Source organism: Acidovorax sp. GW823-FHT05D11 (assembly GCF_058795695.1).
In genome coordinates, this window is sequence record NZ_CM179502.1 from 3,846,227 (window position 1) to 3,864,135 (window position 17,909).

A 17,909-nucleotide genomic window follows, 5' to 3' on the forward strand; every position below is an offset into this window, starting at 1 on the left:
ATCATGGGCCGCGACAAAGGTTTCTCCAATACCTCAATTCCTCACCATGTGCACGGCGGCGCGCTATGGCAAAGCACGCGCCGCGGCCGACACATCGCAGTGGGTCACGATCGGTGGGGTGGCCAGCGTCATCGGAGTGTGGGCCTGGGCTGGCTGCAGAGTCCACTCAAACGTGTAGTAATTGCTGCCCAAGTACTTGACTTGATTTGCGCGCGGCGGCGCCATCGATGTGGCGTGTGCCAGCGTCCAGCTGTCCGGCAGGCGCAAAGTTGTTTCGTCGGTACAACGCAGCGAAACACGGAGCACCGTAGGGCCTTGCGCACTGATCTGCACCTTGATGCCCTGATCGTGGCGGGCAGGTAAAAATGTCATGTAGTCTGCCTTTTCGTCAGAAAAGACATTTCCTCCCTCGCGGCCATTGATGTGCAGTGGCAATGGCGCCAAGGCATACACCGAGGCACCGGGCAGCTTGGCCACAGGAGTCAGTCCCTCCGTTAGCGCCCAGGGGATGATGGGGTGGGTGGGTTCGATCAGGTATTGCAGGGCGGATGCGTATCCGGCGGAGTCGCGGCAACGCGCATCGAACTGGCGATTGGTCATATCGCGCGCCAGCATCCAGTACAGGCCGCGCAATTGGTTTTGGCAGATGCCTTCGGTCTGCAAATAGGTTTGCATAGCATGCAGATACCGGTAGCTGAAAGAGGGAATCAGGCGTTCCACGCCCTGTATGCGTGGAAAGAACGATGCGTTGGCTGACACGTCAATCCGGCCCTGTGCCTCGAACTGCCGGTACAGCCCCACCTGCCCACCCAGGGCCAGGGCACCGACCCCAGCGGCACACCACCGCCATGGCGAAGGAGAACAGTTCCATTGCTCGCTGGTGCGTGCCCAGCCATAGGCTGCAACCAGGGCCAGCCAGGGCTGGATCACATCCAGATGCCAGAAGGCTCCATGGGACAAGAGCGCGATCGCCATGACCCACCACAGCACCAGCGCGAATGCCACCCAGCGCATGGCGCGCGCGCGCATGGCGTGCACCAGCCCCAGTGCCACGCCGACGAGCATGACCCCCAGCAGCGCGGCCGCAGCGGCCGTGACCGCCGGAATAGCGGGGCTGATGCCCGCGACCATGTGGTAGGGCATGGCCAGTGCGTCCCACCACTTGCCTGCATCGAGAATTCTGCCGGGCAACGCGGACCAGCCACCCGGGGTGGGTGGGGGCGGAGCGGCAACGACGCGTGGGATGTTCCAGGGCTGAGCCCAGGCCGCCCACAGGGCGCTGAGTGCCGCCACGATGGCAATGGAGGCCCAGGTGGCGCGGTGCCTGAGCACCGCCGGGTGGACCAGCGCATACAGACCCAGTGCAACACCCAGCGGTGCGGCCGAGGGATGTATCTGCAATAGCACAAACATTGCCAGCACCAACGCAAACCATCCCTGACGAGGCTGTTGCAGTGCCTGCACCCACAGTGTCAGCACCAAGCTGGAGAGACCCATCACCAGCGCGGGATTCCAGGCACTGTGGGTGTAGACGCTCCCGAAAATCGGCATGCACAACACCAAATAGGCCAGCGCGATGCGTTCTCCCAGGCTCCGGCTCAGTGTGTACCATGCGTACCCGATACAAGCCACATAAAACAGGCCAAAAGCGACGAAGATGCTGATTTCGCTATCAATGACCAGCAGGGGCAATCCCAGCAGATAGTAGAACCCCGGCGGAAAGTACAGGCGCCCGTTGAACGGGGTACTGCTTTGGGGCCATTGGCCCTGGTGCAACCACTGGCGCACCGTGTCCATGTCTCGAATCTGGTCCGGTCCGTGAAAGGTCAAGTCACAGTAGTAAAGTTGAAGGACACTCAAGGCGAGCAGGATCAGCACTGCAATCCAGTCGCCAGGCCGGATGGAGCGCAGTGGCAGGGTGGTAGGCGGTGCATTCATAGGCAAGATTTTTTCTCGGTTCAGGGCCGCAAGCTGTTGATTTATAAAGGCGGTACTTTAGCCGACAGAAGGGTTTGGGAGATGCCGGATACAAAGCATCAGCCCAGCAGCGCGTGTTTCGGCAACACTACAGCTACGGGAACCCAATCACGGAAAGCTCAGGATTCAGCCTTATGAGCTACGCACTACCGAGTCAAAACCACATGCACCAGCGATCCACCCAGCGCGACACGAATAATGCGGATGTACACGGAGCTTCTTCAAAAAAAACGTAAATAGCACAGAATTACCGCAAGCAAACCCAATCTTCCCTCACCTCCGATCAACATCTTCCATATTTTCAAAAAATTGAATCTGCAATAGCACGCCCCGGCGTTGACAGTCGGGCAACGCATTTTCTGGGCATTCGAATACGGACCTTAAATCTTGCTGCACTCAGTCATTACTTTCATCCGCAGACTGCTCGGAACACAGAGCATTCAAAACAAGCTCATGCAAATCGAATTCGATCTTCGTGAGAAAAGCAAAATTCCGACTACAACAGCGAAAAGTTCGCTCTGTGGTTCCATGACGGAGGTGCGAAAGACGGTAGCTGACAATTTTATTTCCGGCCATGGAATTGAAATAGGTGCTTTTGCCTCGCCACTTCCCGTCCCGCCAACAGCCCAGGTCACTTACGTCGACAAATACAACATCGACGATCTCGATGCCAACCACAAAGTGGCTGGCCTTTCAATGAGCGATTTCGGCGTTGATTTAAACGCCGTAGTTCGGCCCGACATCGTGGATGATGGCGAGTGTCTTTCGAAATTGGGAGATTATTCGCAAGATTTTGTTATTGCAAATCACGTTCTTGAGCATTTTGAAGATCCAGTCAAGGGCTTCAAGAACATGCTGAGAATCTTGAAACACAGTGGAATTCTGTATCTAAGCTTGCCGGAGATGCGCCACAGCTTTGACAGCATAAGAAACCAGACGCCCTTTGAGCACATTCATAGAGACTATGAAGAAGGGCCAAGCTGGTCGAGAGAACTCGCCTATGCAGAATTCGCGAAGATCTTTGCAGCCAACGGCATGGACAAAGGACTTTTCCCACGCCGATCAGGAGATTCGCTGGCTCAATTCGAAAGCGAGATTTCCAGAGAACTGAACACCTCCAACTACAGCATTCACTTTCATGCCTGGACAATGGATGGCATGATGGAGATGTTCTCAAAAATCAAAAATATTTATAATCTTGCATTCGAAATTCGACTGATCATCAAGAACAAGGAAGAGGTCATTTTCATTTTCGAGAAGACAGTACCCCATATCAATTAATTCGCAACCATGCAGAATTGAAAAAGCGCCTTACGGCGCTTTTTTGTGAGGACCACCGTCAGCCAGCACGGTCACAACCCATCAGTTGTCGCGCGCTGCCTTGGCGGTGTCCGGGAAGTCGCTGAACACGCCGTCCACACCCAGGTTGTAGAACAGCTTGTACTCGGCCTTGGGGTCGCCCTTGAAGTCCGAGGCCAGGCGCTTGGCCTCGCTGCGGAAGGTGTAGGGGTGCACCATCAGGCCCGCGGCGTGGGCATTCTTCACCACATCGGTGGGCGCCATCATCACGCGGTCGCGTTCGTCGATCTTGCCGTCGCCATTGAGGTCATCGGCCTTGCCGTCCTTGTTGGCGTCCACCTGCTTGGAGGGGATGAGGTACGGCTTCCAGGGGCCGATGCCGTCGGCATAGGTCTTGACCTCCTTGAGGCCCGCGGGGGTGAGCAGGCTGGCGAAGGTGCGCGCGTCGCCGGCCACCGCAAAGTCGTAGGGCTTGTCGTAGGGGGCGGTCAGGTCCATGCTGCCGTCGGGGTTCACGTCGTTCGCGTCCACCAGCTGCACCAGGCGGATCTGCGTCTTGGTGCGCAGGTACTTGAGGTTGGACACCTCGAACGACTGCACGATGACCGGCGAGCTCTTGGCGGTGTAGCCGTACTTGGCCAGCGTGGCGAGCAGGCGGTCTTCCAGCGGCAGGCCCAGCTTGGCATGGAAGGTGGGGTGCTTGGTCTCGGGGTACACGCCCACGGTGCGGCCGGCCTTGGCGCCTTCGTTCTTGGCGAGGTCCAGCACTTCTTCCAGGGTGGGGATCTGGTACTTGCCGTTGTGCGACTGGTCGCGGTCCGACAGGGGCTGGACGGCGCGCAGGGTCTTGATCTCGGCCAGGGTGAAATCCGACACGAACCAGCCCTCTTCCTCCACGCCGTCCACCATCTTCTTGGTCTTGCGGCCCGCGAACTCGGCGCGGGTGGACACATCGGTGGTGCCGGTGATGTTGGGTTCGTGGCGCGCCACGAGCACGCCGTCCTTGGTGGCCACCAGGTCGGGTTCGATGAAGTCGGCGCCCATGTCGATGGCCCGCTTGTAGCCCTCGAGCGTGTGGTCGGGCAGGTAACCGGCGGCCCCCCGGTGGCCGATCACGAGCGGCTTGTCGCCATTCAGCGTGGGATAGGGGTTGTCATCGTTGCCGCCGCAGGCCGCCAGCGTGGCCAGCAAGGCCAGCGCACCCAACTTCGCACCAGGAATGTGCATGCTCTTCTCCTCGTTGTGTTTAGAACCGCCGAACTGTGGCCGCCGCCTGTGACAAGGCGATGACTCCCGTTTTGCGCGCCGGTGACAGCCCACGCCAGCCCCCCGCCGCACCAACATATGGCAACTCACCCGCCACATTCCCCACCATTGTGCATAGGCATGCGCATAAACGTATAACTTTTGAACATAATTCGATGTTGCAGCGCGCCATTGCCTGCTTTTTGACGCAGAAAGCTTTTTGAACATGAAATACGAGTCCGCAGGCAGCTTCCTTTCCCACGTGGCCCACCGCAATCCGGGTCAGCCCGAATTCCTGCAGGCCGTCACTGAAGTCATGGAAAGCCTGTGGCCGTTCATCGCCCAGCACCCCCGCTATGCCGAGCATGGCCTGCTGGAGCGGCTCGTCGAGCCCGAGCGCATCGTGATGTTCCGCGTGTCGTGGGTGGACGACCATGGCACCGTGCAGGTCAACCGCGGCTACCGCATCCAGCACAGCATGGCGATCGGCCCCTACAAGGGCGGCCTGCGCTTTCACCCCTCGGTGAACCTGTCGGTGCTCAAGTTCCTGGCGTTCGAGCAGACCTTCAAGAACGCGCTGACCACGCTGCCCATGGGCGGCGGCAAGGGCGGCTCCGACTTCGACCCCAAGGGCAAGAGCCCCGGTGAAGTCATGCGTTTTTGCCAAGCCTTCGTCTCCGAGCTGTTCCGCCACGTGGGTGCCGACACCGACGTGCCGGCAGGCGACATCGGCGTGGGCGGCCGCGAGGTGGGCTTCATGGCGGGCATGATGAAGAAGCTCAGCAACCGGGCGGACTGCGTGTTCACCGGCAAGGGCCTGTCGTTCGGCGGATCGCTGATCCGCCCCGAGGCCACGGGCTATGGCACCGTGTATTTCGCGCAGGAGATGCTCAAATCCCGGGGCCGCTCGCTCGACGGCATGCGCGTCTCGGTCTCGGGATCGGGCAACGTGGCGCAGTACGCGGTCGAAAAGGCCCTGCAGCTGGGCGCCAAGGTGGTCACCGTGTCGGATTCGAGCGGCACCATCGTGGACGAGGACGGTTTCACCCCGCAGAAGCTGGCCGAGCTGATGGAGGTGAAGAACCATCTGTATGGCCGCGTGAGCGACTACGCAGCTCGCACGGGCTCCCGCTTCGAGGCCGGTGTGCGCCCCTGGCACGTGCCCGTAGACGTGGCTCTGCCCTGCGCCACGCAGAACGAGCTGGACGCCCAGGACGCCGCCACCCTGATCAGGAACGGCGTGGTCTGCGTGGCGGAAGGCGCCAACATGCCTTCCACCATCGATGCCGCCAAGGCCTTCGAGGCGGCAGGCGTGCTCTACGCCCCCGGCAAGGCCAGCAACGCCGGCGGCGTGGCGACCTCGGGCCTGGAAATGAGCCAGAACGCCGCCCGCCTGTCGTGGCCCCGCGAAGAGGTCGATGCGCGGCTGCTGCAGATCATGCAGGGCATCCATGCCGCGTGCCTGCACTATGGCAAGCGCAGCGACGGCAGCGTGAGCTACGTGGACGGCGCCAATATCGCGGGCTTCGTCAAGGTGGCCGACGCCATGCTGGCGCAGGGCGTGGTCTGACCTTTCTTCGGGAAACGTTTCAGAAGCGGTGAAAAGAAGGGCAGTTGCCGGGCAGTTGGCGGGCTCTGCGGGAAGATGGGCACAAACCCTGCTTTCCGTGCGAGAACTTTCCGGCACGATGGCGACTCTCTCCTTTCCATGAAACGCACCCCCCTTCTGATCTCCCTGGCGCTGGCCATCGCCGTCTCGGCGGGCTGCGCCACCCTCGACGCCAAGCAGCGCGAGTGGATCTTCCAGCCCAGCGACCGCAGCTGGGGCGGCCCCCAGTCCACCGAGGACATGCAGGACGTGTGGATCGATTTCCAGTCCGAGGCCACCGGCCAGCCTGGCCGGCTGCACGGCCTGTGGCTGGCCCATGCGCGCGCGGACGCCCCCGTGATGCTGTACCTGCACGGGGCGCGCTGGAACGTGGCGGGCTCGTCCGGCCGCATGCGCCGCATGCAGGAATTGGGGTTCTCGGTGCTCGCCATTGACTACCGGGGGTTCGGCCAGAGCAGCGCCGCGCTGCCTTCCGAGGTCACGGCCGGCGAGGACGCCCGCGCCGCCTGGGACTGGCTCGCCCGCCAGGCGCCGGGCACGCCGCGCTACATCTTCGGGCACTCGCTGGGCGGGGCCATCGCCATCGACCTGGCCCGCCAGGTCCCCGACGAGCAGGGCACCATCGTCGAAGGCACGTTCACGAGCATCCCCGAGGTGGTCAGCACCTTCAAATGGGGGTGGTTGCCGGTGTCGGCCCTCATCACCCAGCGTTTCGAATCCGTGCGCAAGGTCTCCGAAATCGGCTCGCCCCTGCTCGTGGTGCATGGCAGCGAAGACAGCCTCATCCTGCCCAGCCTGGGCCGCAAGCTGTACGAGGCGGCGGCCGAGCCCAAGCGGTTTGTGCTGGTGGAGGGTGGATCGCACCACACCACCAACGCCGTGGGCCAGGGCCTCTACCGCGAGGCCATGGTGGCTCTCTTCAAGCTGAAGTAATTTGGCCTGGAGGGCACGCCCTCAGCGCCGCACCGCCTGCGCCAGTGCCGCCCAGGCCTTGAGGGTGAGCGGGTGGGTGAAGCCCGCGCCCGCCACCGGGTGCGACGAGAGCTTGACCACCACCATCTCGGCAGCCGGGTTCACATGGATGAACTGGCCGTGGATGCCCGCGGCCTCCCAGGCGCCATCGGCGTTGTGCAGCACCCACCACTGGTTGCGGTAGCTGTAGCCGGGGCGAAACGCCATGCCGCCCATCTTGAACTTCTCGCGGTCGCCGCCTTTGGCGGTATCGTCGATCACGGCCTTGTCAAAAATCTTCTGGCCGTTGTAGCTGCCGCCCAGGCGCAGCATTTCGCCAAACCGCGCCAGGTCGCGCGCCGTGGCATTGAGCCCTGCGCCCTGCAGCGGCGTGCCCACGCTGTCCACCATCACGTGGGCGTCTTCTTCCATGCCCAGTTTCTGCCAGATGTTCTCGCTCATCAGTTCGGCCCAGTGCTTGCCGGTGGCGCGCGAAACAATCCAGCCCAGCACCTCGGAATGCACGGTGCGGTACACAAAACCCGCGCCGTGTTCGCCTTCCTTCTTGAGCGTCTTCAGGAAGTCATACACAGTGGTCGGCCCCTGGTAGCCCGGCGGGCGTGGCAGCATGCCGCTGGACCAGCTGTAGCCAAAAATTTCGGTCGTGGGGTCGGTGTAGACCTCGCGGAAACGCACGGCACCCGTCATGTCCATCACCTCGCGCACCTTCATGTCGCCCCAGGCCGAGTCGGCCAGCTCCGGCACATATTTGGTGACCAGCGCGCTGGGGTCGATCTTGCCCTCGTGCGCCAGTTGCGCGGCCATGAGGCCGGTGAACGACTTGGTGACCGAGAACAGCAGGTGCGGCGTGTACGGCTTCATCTGGTTGTCGTAGCGCTCGTACACCACGCGGCCCTTGTGCACCACCACCAGCGCATCGGTGTAGGTGCGGGTGAGCCACTGGTCCACCGTGATGGGCTGCCCCTTGTCGTCATCAAACACCACGCCGCCCAGGGGCTTGGGGTCTGCAGGCAGGGCCGATGCAGCCGCCCCACCCCGGCGGATGTTGTGCGTGGGCTGCAGCTCGCGCAGGTGCTGCAGCGCCCAGCGCATTTGGGGGTACTTGAAGGAATTGCTCAGGTCCACACGCTGCGCGCCCTCGGGCGGGAAGGTGGTCATGTAGCCCAGCTTGTCCAGCGTCACGCTCTCTGGCGCGGGCAGGGCCGGGGCCTGTGCCTGGGCGGCCAGGGCGGTGCCCAGGGCGGCCAGCGCCAGCGCACTGCGCAGCCGGGTAGTCATGGCGGGGCGCCAGCCCTGGGACCCTCGGCGGGTTGTGATCTTGTGCATGGGATGTCTCCTGGCTTGTTGTGTTGTGTGTTGTTGTGCGGCGGCCTGGATCCGGCCAGCCGCACCACCATGGTGCTGCGCCACCGGCCCCGCGCCCTGTCACCCGCGCGACGCGCGTCACACACCAACTCTCACCATCTCTCACAAGCCCCGCCCGGCAAGGCGCCCGTGCCCCATCTGGTACCCTCAGACAGATATGTCTGCCCCCTCCGCCACCGCCGTGCCCACGGCTGCTTCCGCCTCCATCCAGCCCGGCCTGGCCATCCTGGTGCTCGCGCTGCTGCTCTCCATCCAGCCCGTCACCACCGACCTGTACCTGCCCGCCCTGCCCGCCCTCACGCGCAGCCTGGGCGCACCCATGGCGGCCGCGCAGCTCACGCTCAGCGGCCTGCTGCTGGCGTTTGGCTGCTCGCAGATGGTATGGGGGCCGCTGTCGGACCGCTTCGGACGCAGGCCCATCCTGCTGGCGGGGCTCGGCATCTACACCCTGGCATCGCTGGGCAGCGCATTTGCACCCACCATGGCGCTGCTCATTGTGTGGCGCATCGCCCAGGGCGCCGCGATGGGCGCGGTGGTGATGTGCGCGCGGGCCATCGTGCGCGACCTGTACACGCCGCTCGACGGCGCGCGCGCCATGTCCAAGGCGCTCACGGGGCTGGGCATCGTGGCCTGCATCTGCGCGCCCATGGGCGGGCTGCTCAGCGAATGGCTGGGCTGGCGCGCGGCGCTGCTGGCGCTCACGGTGTATGCCGTCGTCACGCTGGCCCTGGTGGCGCTGCGCATGCCCGAGACCCTGGCGCGGCGCAACCCGCAGGCACTGCAGCCGCGCGTGCTGCTGGGCACCTGGATGCAGGTGCTGCGCCACCCCACCTTCTGGGCGTTCTCGCTGCAGACCACGGCCACCTACGGCGGCCTGTTCACCTTCCTGGCAGCCTCTTCGTTCGTCTACATCGACGTGCTGGGCCTCACCCGCACGCAGTACGGCTGGACCATGGCGTCTGCCTGCCTGGCCTACTTTGGCGGCACCTTCCTGTGCCGCAGCCTGCTGGCCCGCTTCGGCCTGCAGCGCACGGTGGCCATCGCGGGGGCACTGAGCATCAGCGGCGGCACGCTGATGGCGCTGGTGGCGCACGTGGGCTGGCACCAGCCCTGGGCGCTGACCTTGCCCTTCTATCTCTTCATGCTGGGCCACGGCATCCACCAGCCCTGCGGGCAAAGCGGCGCTGTCGGCCCGTTTCCGCAGGCGGCGGGCGTGGCGTCGGCGCTCAATGGTTTCATGATGATGCTGGCCGCCTTTGCCATCGGCGGCTGGCTGGGCGCGCGCCTGGACGGCACCGTGTGGCCCCTGGTCAACGGCATCTGGTTCTGGTCGGCCGCGCTGGCGCTCATCTCGTGGACGCTGGTGCAGAAGTTCGGAGCCCGTGCGTGACCCTGCCCGAGCCCCTGCTGCCCGCCATCGCCCTGGCAGGTCCCACGGCTTCCGGCAAAACGGCGGGCGCGCTCGCGCTGGCCGCCGTGCTGGGCAGCCAGGGCGTGCCGGTGGAGATCATCAGCGTCGACTCCGCCCTGGTCTACCGGGGCATGGACATCGGCACCGCCAAGCCCGCCCCCGAGGAACGCGCCGCCGCGCCGCACCACCTCGTCGACATCCGCGACCCGCTGCAGGCCTACAGCGCGGCCGAGTTCGTGCAGGACGCGGCGCGGCTCATCGGCGAGATCCGCGCGCGCGGCGCGCTGCCCCTGCTGGTGGGCGGCACCATGCTGTACTTCAAGGCGCTGTTCGACGGCATCGACGACATGCCCGCCGCCGACCCCGCCGTGCGCGCGCGGATCGAAGCGCGGGCCACCGAACTGGGCTGGCCCGCGCTGCATGCGGAACTGGCGGCGGTCGACCCCGTGACCGCCGCCCGCCTGGCGCCTGCCGACAGCCAGCGCATCCAGCGCGCGCTGGAGGTGTGGCATGTCTCCGGCCAGCCCCTGTCGAGCTTTCACACTACAAAAAAGAGAGCTGCAGGCGCAGATCCAGCAAGCGCTACAGCCCTCTTTTCTTTGGAACCGGAGGACCGCGCCTGGCTCCACGCCCGGATTGCCCAGCGCTTTGACGCCATGCTCGCTGGAGGTTTCCTCGATGAAGTGCGGGCCCTGCGCGCGCGCGGCGACCTGCATCCGGACCTGCCATCCATGCGCTGCGTGGGCTACCGCCAGGCGTGGGAAGAGCTGGACTTCCAGGCCACCCGCGCACCCGGCACGCCCCTGAACCTGGCCCACCTGCGCGAGCGCGGCATTGCCGCCACGCGCCAGCTCGCCAAGCGCCAGATCACCTGGCTGCGCGGCATGCCGGGGCGCCACACCATTGCGTGCGACCAGCCCGACGCCACGGCCCGGCTCGTGCAGGCCGTGCTGCGGCGGCTCGCGCAGCGCGAGCAGGCCACGCCATGACGCTGCTGCGCGCCGAACAGCTGGGCAAGCGCTACGGCGACACGCCGGTCTTCGCCCAAGTGCAGTTCACCGTGGCGCCCGGCGAATTCGTGGCCATCGTGGGCGACTCGGGCGTGGGCAAGTCCACCCTGCTCAACTGCCTGGCCGGGCTGGACAGCTGGGACACCGGCCGCATCACCCACGGCACCACCGACCTGGGCGAGCTCGACGACACGGGGCGCGCCCTGTGGCGCCGCGCCCACGTGGGCTTTGTCTTCCAGGCCTTCCACGTGCTGCCGCACCTGGACGTGGCGCAGAACGTGGCCCTGCCGCTGATGCTGCTGGGCCGCAACGACCCGGCGCGTGTTCAGCAGATGCTGGACGCCGTCGACATGGGCGCACTGGGCGCGCGCCTGCCGCAACAACTGAGCGGCGGGCAGCTGCAGCGCGTGGCCATCGCCCGCGCGCTGGTCCATCGCCCCGCCCTGCTGCTGGCCGACGAACCCACCGGCAACCTCGACCCCACCACCGCCGCCCGCGTGATGGACCTGCTGCTCGCGCAGACGCGCGGGCACGGCGCGTCGCTGGTACTGGTCACGCATTCGGATGCCGCTGCCGCCCGCGCCGACCGGGTGCTGCGGCTGCGCAGCGACGGCATCAGCGCGAGCGGCTGACCCGTAACACCCGCATCACGGTTCGAGGCGGGGCGCGCGGAAGCGCCCGTTCTGGTGCAGCACCACGGCACGCACCTCGCCGCTGGAATAACGCTCGAACTCCAGTTCCGCCCGCACCGCGTCGTACGCAAACCGGTCCTGCTGGCCGGGAAGCGGGTACACCGTGTAGCGCGGTTGGGAGCCCAGGCGCACCTGCAGGCGGCCACCCGTGGCCTGCACATCCAGCACATTGCCGCCGCGCAGGCGGTAGCGGCCCAGGTACGGGGCCAGCACCTCGTCCGACTGTGGCGGCGCAAGGCCAACCAGCGGTTCCTCCGCACGCAGGGCCGTCAAGCGCGCGCCAAAACGCGTGTAGCGCAGCACCGCGGGCCGCCCTTCCTTGTCGCGCTCGAAGCGCAGCTGCCGGCCCGATGCGGGCTGCGTGAAGGCGTCGGGCCCCAGCACCTGCAGCGGCTCGAACACACCGCCAGTGGGCCGCAGCTGCAACTGGCCATCCACAAGGGCCAGGCTCAGGGCCACCGCAGGCGACGCGCGGTAGACCCCTTCGTACGGCGCCAACGCGGCCGCGTCGGTGGCGGGCTGGCCGGGCGGCACGGGGTAGCGCAGCGCCAGCAGCGGCGTCATCACATCCTGCTGCGCGGCCCGTGCGTTGGCCACTAGGGCGATCACCGCCTCGCCCCGGTCGGGTGCCAGCAGCCATACGCTGCGAAAGCCCCCCGTGCCGCCGCCATGCAGCCAGGTGCGCAGCCCGTCGCGCTCGCGCAGCATGATGGCGTAGCCGATCTGGCCGCCGTCGTGGTCCGCCAGCGGCGTGAACAGGCGCTCGGCCGCCGGGCCCAGAGGCCCCCGCGCGCCGGCCAGCAGCGCGCGGCTGAACACCAGCATGTCGGCCGCCGTGGAGCGCAGGGCCCCCGCACCGGCAAAGGCATCGAACTCCCACACCGACACCGGCGTCTCGCCTTCATGTGGCGCAGCCAGGCGCGGCGCCTTGCCGCCCAGCGACTGCACCGTGTCCTGCATGCCCAGCGGGCCGGTGATGCGCTCGTGCACGAGCGTGGCCCAGGGCTGGCCATAGCGCTGCGCCAGCACCTCGCCCAGCACCGCAAAGCCAAGGTTGCTGTACACGCCCGCGCACGGCGGCGACTGCGCCAGGCGTGCATCGGCCAAGGCCTGCCACAGGCGGGGGCGGTCGTAGCGCAGATAGGGGTTGGCGGCGTCCGAATCGCGGCGGAAGTCCGCCGGCAGGCGTGGCAGGCAGGAGGTGTGCGTGACCAGCTGGCGCAGGGTGATGGCGGCCACCGGGGCGGGCAAGGTGGGCGCCACGGCGGGCGTGCCATTGAGCAGCCCGCCCAGCGTGTCGTCCAGCGCCATGTCGCCGCGCTCCACCGCCTGCGCCAGCAGCAGGCCGGTGAACACCTTGCTGATCGAGCCCACCTCGAACAGCGCCTGGGCAGGTGCCTCTGCCACACGGTTGCGGGCCGTGCCGAAACGGGCCTGGCCACCGTGCCATACCCCCACTTCGGCGGCGCCGCGCAACGGGCCCAGCGCGGCAGCGGCCATGGTGTCCGCGGGTCCCGACCAGTCGAAGCCTGGCGGCGGGGCTGGCGTCGGCGGCGGGGCGGCATGTCCCGCCAGCGCCATCCACAACACTCCCGAGGCGAGGATGTGCCGCGCCAGGCGGGACGCCGGGAGAAGGGTTCCATCACAGCATGCCATTCCATCGCCTCCCTGAACGGCACCACGGGGCGGGTGCCATGGCGGCATGGTCGCATGCGCTGGCTGTGGGCCAGCTTAAGGGCGCGGTGTTCCCGGATCCTTTTCAATGCGTTCGCGCAAGGCCAGGCCGCACAATCCCGCCATGCTCGCACTGCTTCGCACCTTCTCCTGGCAGGATCTGCGCCACCATCCCTGGCGCAGCGCCGCGGCCGTGACCGCGGTGATGCTGGGCGTGGCGCTGGCCTTTGCGGTGCATGTGATCAATGCGTCCGCGCTGGACGAGTTCTCGCAGGCGGTGCGGGCGGTCAACGGCCAGCCCGACCTGGAGCTGCGCGCCATGCAGGGCAGCCTGCCCGAGGCGTTGTACGGACAGCTCGCCACCCATCCTCAGGTGGCGCGGGCCAGTCCGCTGCTGGAGCTGGCGGCGGTGGCACGGGCCGCCGTGCGGCAGGATGCCGAAGCGCCGCCAGCGCCCCCGCCGCCCGGCACGCCGCTGCGGGTGCTGGGCGCCGATGCGCTGCTGGTGCCCACGATGGCGCCCGCGCTGATGCCCCGGCCGTGGCCGGGCGCCGATCGCTTCGCGGTCTTCGCCCCCGCCACGGTGTTCCTCAACGCCGCCGCGCTCCAGGCGCTGGGGCTGCCAGCAATCCCCACCGGCCCTGCGCCGCGGCTGTTGCTGCAGGCCGGCCTGCGGCAGTGGACGGTGCACGTGGCCGGTACGGTGGCGGCCGGCGGCGCCCCCCTGGCGGTGATGGACATCGGCGCCGCGCAGGACCTGTTTGGCCGCACGGGGCAGTTGAGCCGCATCGACATCCAGCTGCAGCCCGGCACGGACCGCAGCGCCTGGGAGCAGGCCGTGCGCGCCCTGCCGGGCTGGCCCGCCGATGTGGTGTTCGCCCAGCCAGGCGACGCGGCCCAGCGCATCGGCAACCTCTCGCGCGCCTACCGGGTGAACCTCACCGTGCTGGCGCTGGTGGCGCTGTTCACGGGGGCGTTCCTGGTGTTCTCGGTGCTGGCGCTCAGCGTGGCGCAGCGCGCGCCGCAGTTCGCGCTGCTGGCCGTGCTGGGCGCAACGCCGCGCCAGCGCCTGTGGCTGGTCCTGGCCGAGTCGGCCACGCTGGGGCTGGTGGGCAGCGCCGCCGGCATCGCACTGGGCTCGGCCCTGGCCGCCGCCGCGCTGCGGCTGCTGGGCGGCGACCTGGGCGGCGGCTACTTCGCGGGCGTGCAGCCCGCGCTGCAATGGAGCGCCCCGGCGGCCCTGGCCTATGGCGCCCTGGGCGTGGTGGCCGCGCTGGTGGGCGGCTGGTGGCCCGCGCGTGCCGCGCAGGCGCTGCCACCCGCGCAGACGCTCAAGGGCCTGGGCACGGCATCCCGGCAATCCGCCAATAGCGCGATGGGACTCATCTTGACCGCAACGGGTGCGCTGCTGGCCATGGCGCCACCTGTTTTTGGCATACCGCTGGCGGCCTATGCGGCCATCGGCCTGCTGCTCGTCGGCGGCATTGCACTGCTGCCCTGGGGCATGGCCTGGCTGCTGCGCCGCCTGCAGCCGCTGGCCGCACGCCATGCCCTGCCACTGCTGGCGGTGGAGCGCACGCGGCGCATGCGCGGCACGGCGGCCATCGCCGTGGGGGGCGTGGTGGCCAGCCTGAGCCTGGCGGTCGCGCTGACGGTGATGGTGTCGAGCTTTCGCGGCTCGGTCACGCAGTGGCTGGACGCGGTGCTGCCCTCGCCCCTGTATGTGCGCCCGGCCATCAACGCCCCGGGCAGCGACGCCGCGCTGCTGCCCGCCGGCTTTGCGGAGGCGGTCGCCCAGCTGCCCGGGCTGGAGCGCGTTCAACCCCTGCGGGCCAGTCCGCTGCAGCTCGATGCCGCCCGTCCCGCGCTCATGGTCATCAGCCGCCCGCTGGGCAATGATCCCGCGCGCCAGCTGCCCCTGGTGGGCGATGCGCTGCCCGTGCCCGCGGGGTATACCGGGGTGTACGTGAGCGAGGCGGTGGTGGACCTGTATGGCATGCGCCCGGGCATGGAATGGCCAGCCCTCTCCAGGGCTTTCAGCCCTCCCATCCTTGGTGATAAAACGCAGGAAGCTATCTTTTATATAGCAGGCGTCTGGCGCGACTATGCCCGGCAATCGGGCGCGGTGGTGATGGACCGTGCGGTCTGGCTGCGCCTGACCGGTGATGCCCGCACCAGCGATCTGGCACTGTGGCCCCGTGAAGGGGCCGATCTGCAGGCCCTGCAGGAGTCCATCCAGGCCATGGCCGCGGCGCATGCCGGCGAACCCCGGAGGGCGGGTGCGGCGGACGCCGCGCCCCTGGCTGACTTGCAGCCGGCGGCGCTGGTGGAGTTCGTCTCCTCCGGCACGATCCGCGCGCGCTCGCTGCGCATCTTCGACCGCAGCTTCGCGGTCACCTACTGGCTGCAGGCGGTGGCGATCGGCATCGGGCTCTTTGGCGTGGCCGCCAGCTTCAGCGCCCAGATCCTGGCGCGCCGCAAGGAGTTCGGCCTGCTCGCGCACCTGGGCCTCACGCGCCGCCAGATCCTGGCCGTGGTGGCCGGCGAAGGCGCCGCCTGGACGGGTGTGGGCGCGACGGCGGGCCTGCTGCTGGGCCTGGCCGTGTCGGTGGTCCTGGTGCACGTGGTCAACCCGCAGAGCTTTCACTGGACCATGGACCTGGCGGTTCCGGTGGGACGGCTGGGCGCCCTGTGCATGGCCGTGGCCGCATCCGGCACCCTCACGGCGTGGCTCGCTGGACGCGCCGCGGCGGGAAGGGATGCCGTTCTGGCGGTAAAGGAAGACTGGTAGCCGCCGTCAGCGGCCATAGACGACTGTTAAATATTGTTTGCAATCATTGCAAATATTGATGATCATCCACCATCAAACAAGCGCCTCGGGATTCGCCAGCCCCGGTCCAGTGCCGGATCGCAGCCAGTCCCGCCAACATCAGATGCGCCGAGCTCTTGGTTCAAGGGTGCAGACGCAGAGGGAGATCCGTGAAATCGATAGTCCGCCAACTGGCCGCCGTGGCCATGCTTTGCTGTGGCCTGGCCGCACCCGCCTGGGCACAACTCGTCATTCCCTCCGGAGGTTCGTTCGACGTGCCGGGTGGCTCCATGGACATGGGGTGCCTCTCCGTGGAGGTGGAGGGCTCGCTGAACATCATCGCGGGCCAGTTCTCGACCACCAGCAACCTCAATGTGGCAGGCACCGGCACCTTCAACGGAGGCTCCGGCGTGCTCGCGGTAGGCGGTGACCTGAGCAGCACCGGCACCTTCAACGCCGGAAATGGCACGGTGGCCCTCACGGACGGCTGCACCGGCAACACCAGCCAGCTGTCAGGCACCATGGTCTTCCAGAACCTGACCCTGTCCAGCGCCACAGGCCGCACCTTTGTCATCCCCGCAGGCACCAACATCACCGTGCTCGGCACCCTGACGCTGCAGGGCGCACCAGGGCAGAACATCCAGCTGGTCTCCTCGGGCGGCGGCACGGCAGTCATCAACCTGGCCCCCGGCGCCACGGTGAACCAGAGCTTCGCCTCCGTGGCAGGCAACGTGCAGATCGGCGGCGCAGCGGTTGCCACCAGCATCCCCACGCTGAGCGAGTACGGCCTGATGCTGCTGGCACTGCTGATGGGCATGGCGGCCTTCTGGCGGCACCGCCGCAGCCGCACAGCGCAGTACATTTGATTGACTGAGGCCAGGAACACCACACAATGAAATACCGCTTCCACTCCCTGCCTCTGATCGTTGCCCTGGGCGCCGTCTACGCCGTGCACAGCCCCACGGCCCTGGCCGCCGACATCTCCGCCACCGTCCCCAGCGGCGGCGGGTTCGTGATCAAGAACTCCACGGGCACCCAGGAACGCTTCCGCGTGCAGGACAGCGGCGAAGTGCGGGCCCCTGGCCTGCTCGGCGCAACACCCAACAACAATCTCACCTGCTTTGACGGGCCCACCGGCCGCCTGGGGCCCTGTGCAGGGGGCATCGGTACCGGGGCGACTGGCGCCACCGGCCCCACGGGACCCACCGGAGCGATCGGAGTGACAGGGCCCACGGGGGTCACGGGTGCTGCCGGTGCGACCGGTGTGACGGGAGCAGCAGGACCCACGGGATCCACCGGCGTGACGGGGGCCACCGGCCCGACAGGCGCCACAGGTGCCACCGGCACCACGGGACCGACAGGCGCCACCGGAGCCACGGGTGCCACGGGCGCTGACAGCGTCGTTGCCGGACCTCAGGGGCCGCAAGGCATCCAGGGGGTTCAAGGCGTGGCGGGTCCCACCGGGGCGATCGGCGCAACGGGTGCAACCGGAGCCACGGGCGCGACGGGAGCGTCGGGTGCTGGAACAGTGACGCTCACCACCACGACCGCCCTCGGGAGCTGGCTGCTGGTGAATCACACTCCCCCCGACGATCCAGCGGACGTCCAGTTGACCGCCACTTGCGCGGCGGGCAAGACCGTGGTCAGCGGCGGCTGCCGCATCACCGCGGGGCGCGGTGGCAGCTATTTCGAAGGGGGATACCCTTCCGCACCCAATCAATGGACCTGCCAGTACTCGGTTTTCAATGACCTCTCCGCGGAAGCATCGGCTATCTGCCAGTAGGACGCGCCGAGTCCCTTGAACCCAGCGAGTGCAAAAGGCACAGCTTCTTGGTGAGCAGCCCCC

General features: G+C 67.2%; 13 protein-coding genes. 9 read left to right on the forward strand and 4 right to left on the reverse strand.

The features are described from left to right. Positions 1-63: 63 nt before the first annotated feature. On the reverse strand, positions 64-1,938 hold the full coding sequence (locus AC3RCE_RS17725; protein WP_492253599.1) for a glycosyltransferase family protein: 1,875 nt from the start codon (positions 1,936-1,938) through the stop codon (positions 64-66). Positions 1,939-2,430: 492 nt separating this feature from the next. Between AC3RCE_RS17725 and AC3RCE_RS17730 the strand changes: the two genes are divergently transcribed. Then, positions 2,431-3,258, forward strand: a complete 828-nt coding sequence (locus tag AC3RCE_RS17730) for a methyltransferase domain-containing protein (RefSeq protein WP_218295487.1) — start codon at positions 2,431-2,433, stop codon at positions 3,256-3,258. 81 nt (positions 3,259-3,339) lie between these two features. Here the strand turns inward: AC3RCE_RS17730 and AC3RCE_RS17735 are convergent, their stop codons facing one another. Beyond that, on the reverse strand, positions 3,340-4,503 hold the full coding sequence (locus AC3RCE_RS17735) for a glycerophosphodiester phosphodiesterase (protein ID WP_218295488.1): 1,164 nt from the start codon (positions 4,501-4,503) through the stop codon (positions 3,340-3,342). Positions 4,504-4,747: 244 nt separating this feature from the next. On the opposite strand from AC3RCE_RS17735, the gene gdhA reads away from it, so the two are divergent. Together gdhA and AC3RCE_RS17745 are read left to right on the forward strand one after the other, a co-directional pair. Continuing rightward, on the forward strand, positions 4,748-6,091 hold the full coding sequence (gene gdhA, locus AC3RCE_RS17740; protein ID WP_492244087.1) for an NADP-specific glutamate dehydrogenase: 1,344 nt from the start codon (positions 4,748-4,750) through the stop codon (positions 6,089-6,091). A 138-nt stretch (positions 6,092-6,229) separates the two neighbouring features. Further along, entirely contained in the window at positions 6,230-7,063 is an 834-nt protein-coding gene (locus tag AC3RCE_RS17745) for an alpha/beta hydrolase (protein ID WP_369642940.1), read from the forward strand. Between the two features lie 21 nt (positions 7,064-7,084). Here the strand turns inward: AC3RCE_RS17745 and AC3RCE_RS17750 are convergent, their stop codons facing one another. Continuing rightward, on the reverse strand, positions 7,085-8,380 hold the full coding sequence (locus AC3RCE_RS17750) for a serine hydrolase domain-containing protein (RefSeq protein ID WP_218340292.1): 1,296 nt from the start codon (positions 8,378-8,380) through the stop codon (positions 7,085-7,087). A gap of 244 nt (positions 8,381-8,624) precedes the next feature. Between AC3RCE_RS17750 and AC3RCE_RS17755 the strand changes: the two genes are divergently transcribed. Genes AC3RCE_RS17755 through AC3RCE_RS17765 form a run of 3 tightly spaced genes read left to right on the forward strand, consistent with a single transcriptional unit; the run spans position 8,625 to position 11,520 of the window. Beyond that, positions 8,625-9,857 carry a multidrug effflux MFS transporter gene (locus AC3RCE_RS17755; protein WP_492253600.1) on the forward strand — a complete coding sequence of 411 codons (1,233 nt, stop codon included), beginning with the start codon at positions 8,625-8,627 and terminating at the stop codon, positions 9,855-9,857. Positions 9,858-9,859: 2 nt separating this feature from the next. After that, on the forward strand, positions 9,860-10,867 hold the full coding sequence (miaA, locus tag AC3RCE_RS17760; protein ID WP_492255404.1) for a tRNA (adenosine(37)-N6)-dimethylallyltransferase MiaA: 1,008 nt from the start codon (positions 9,860-9,862) through the stop codon (positions 10,865-10,867). Continuing rightward, positions 10,864-11,520 (forward strand): ABC transporter ATP-binding protein, encoded by a 657-nt coding sequence (locus tag AC3RCE_RS17765; protein WP_218295492.1) that lies wholly within the window; start codon positions 10,864-10,866, stop codon positions 11,518-11,520. The genes miaA and AC3RCE_RS17765 overlap by 4 nt, the downstream gene beginning before the upstream one ends. 15 nt (positions 11,521-11,535) lie before the next feature. On the opposite strand, the gene AC3RCE_RS17770 is transcribed toward AC3RCE_RS17765, so the two are convergent. Then, the gene (locus AC3RCE_RS17770) at positions 11,536-13,080 is read right to left on the reverse strand and encodes a serine hydrolase (RefSeq protein ID WP_492253601.1); all 1,545 of its coding nucleotides are present in this window, start codon (positions 13,078-13,080) and stop codon (positions 11,536-11,538) included. 298 nt (positions 13,081-13,378) lie between these two features. Between AC3RCE_RS17770 and AC3RCE_RS17775 the strand changes: the two genes are divergently transcribed. The 3 genes from AC3RCE_RS17775 (at position 13,379) to AC3RCE_RS17785 (ending at position 17,846) form a co-directional block, all read left to right on the forward strand. Continuing rightward, a complete protein-coding gene (locus AC3RCE_RS17775) occupies positions 13,379-16,045 on the forward strand; it encodes an ABC transporter permease (protein ID WP_492253602.1) in 2,667 nt (888 codons plus the stop codon). Between the two features lie 188 nt (positions 16,046-16,233). Continuing rightward, positions 16,234-16,929 (forward strand): IPTL-CTERM sorting domain-containing protein, encoded by a 696-nt coding sequence (locus AC3RCE_RS17780; RefSeq protein ID WP_370627799.1) that lies wholly within the window; start codon positions 16,234-16,236, stop codon positions 16,927-16,929. Between the two features lie 26 nt (positions 16,930-16,955). Beyond that, the gene (locus tag AC3RCE_RS17785; protein ID WP_218295495.1) at positions 16,956-17,846 is read left to right on the forward strand and encodes a collagen-like protein; all 891 of its coding nucleotides are present in this window, start codon (positions 16,956-16,958) and stop codon (positions 17,844-17,846) included. Positions 17,847-17,909: the final 63 nt, after the last annotated feature.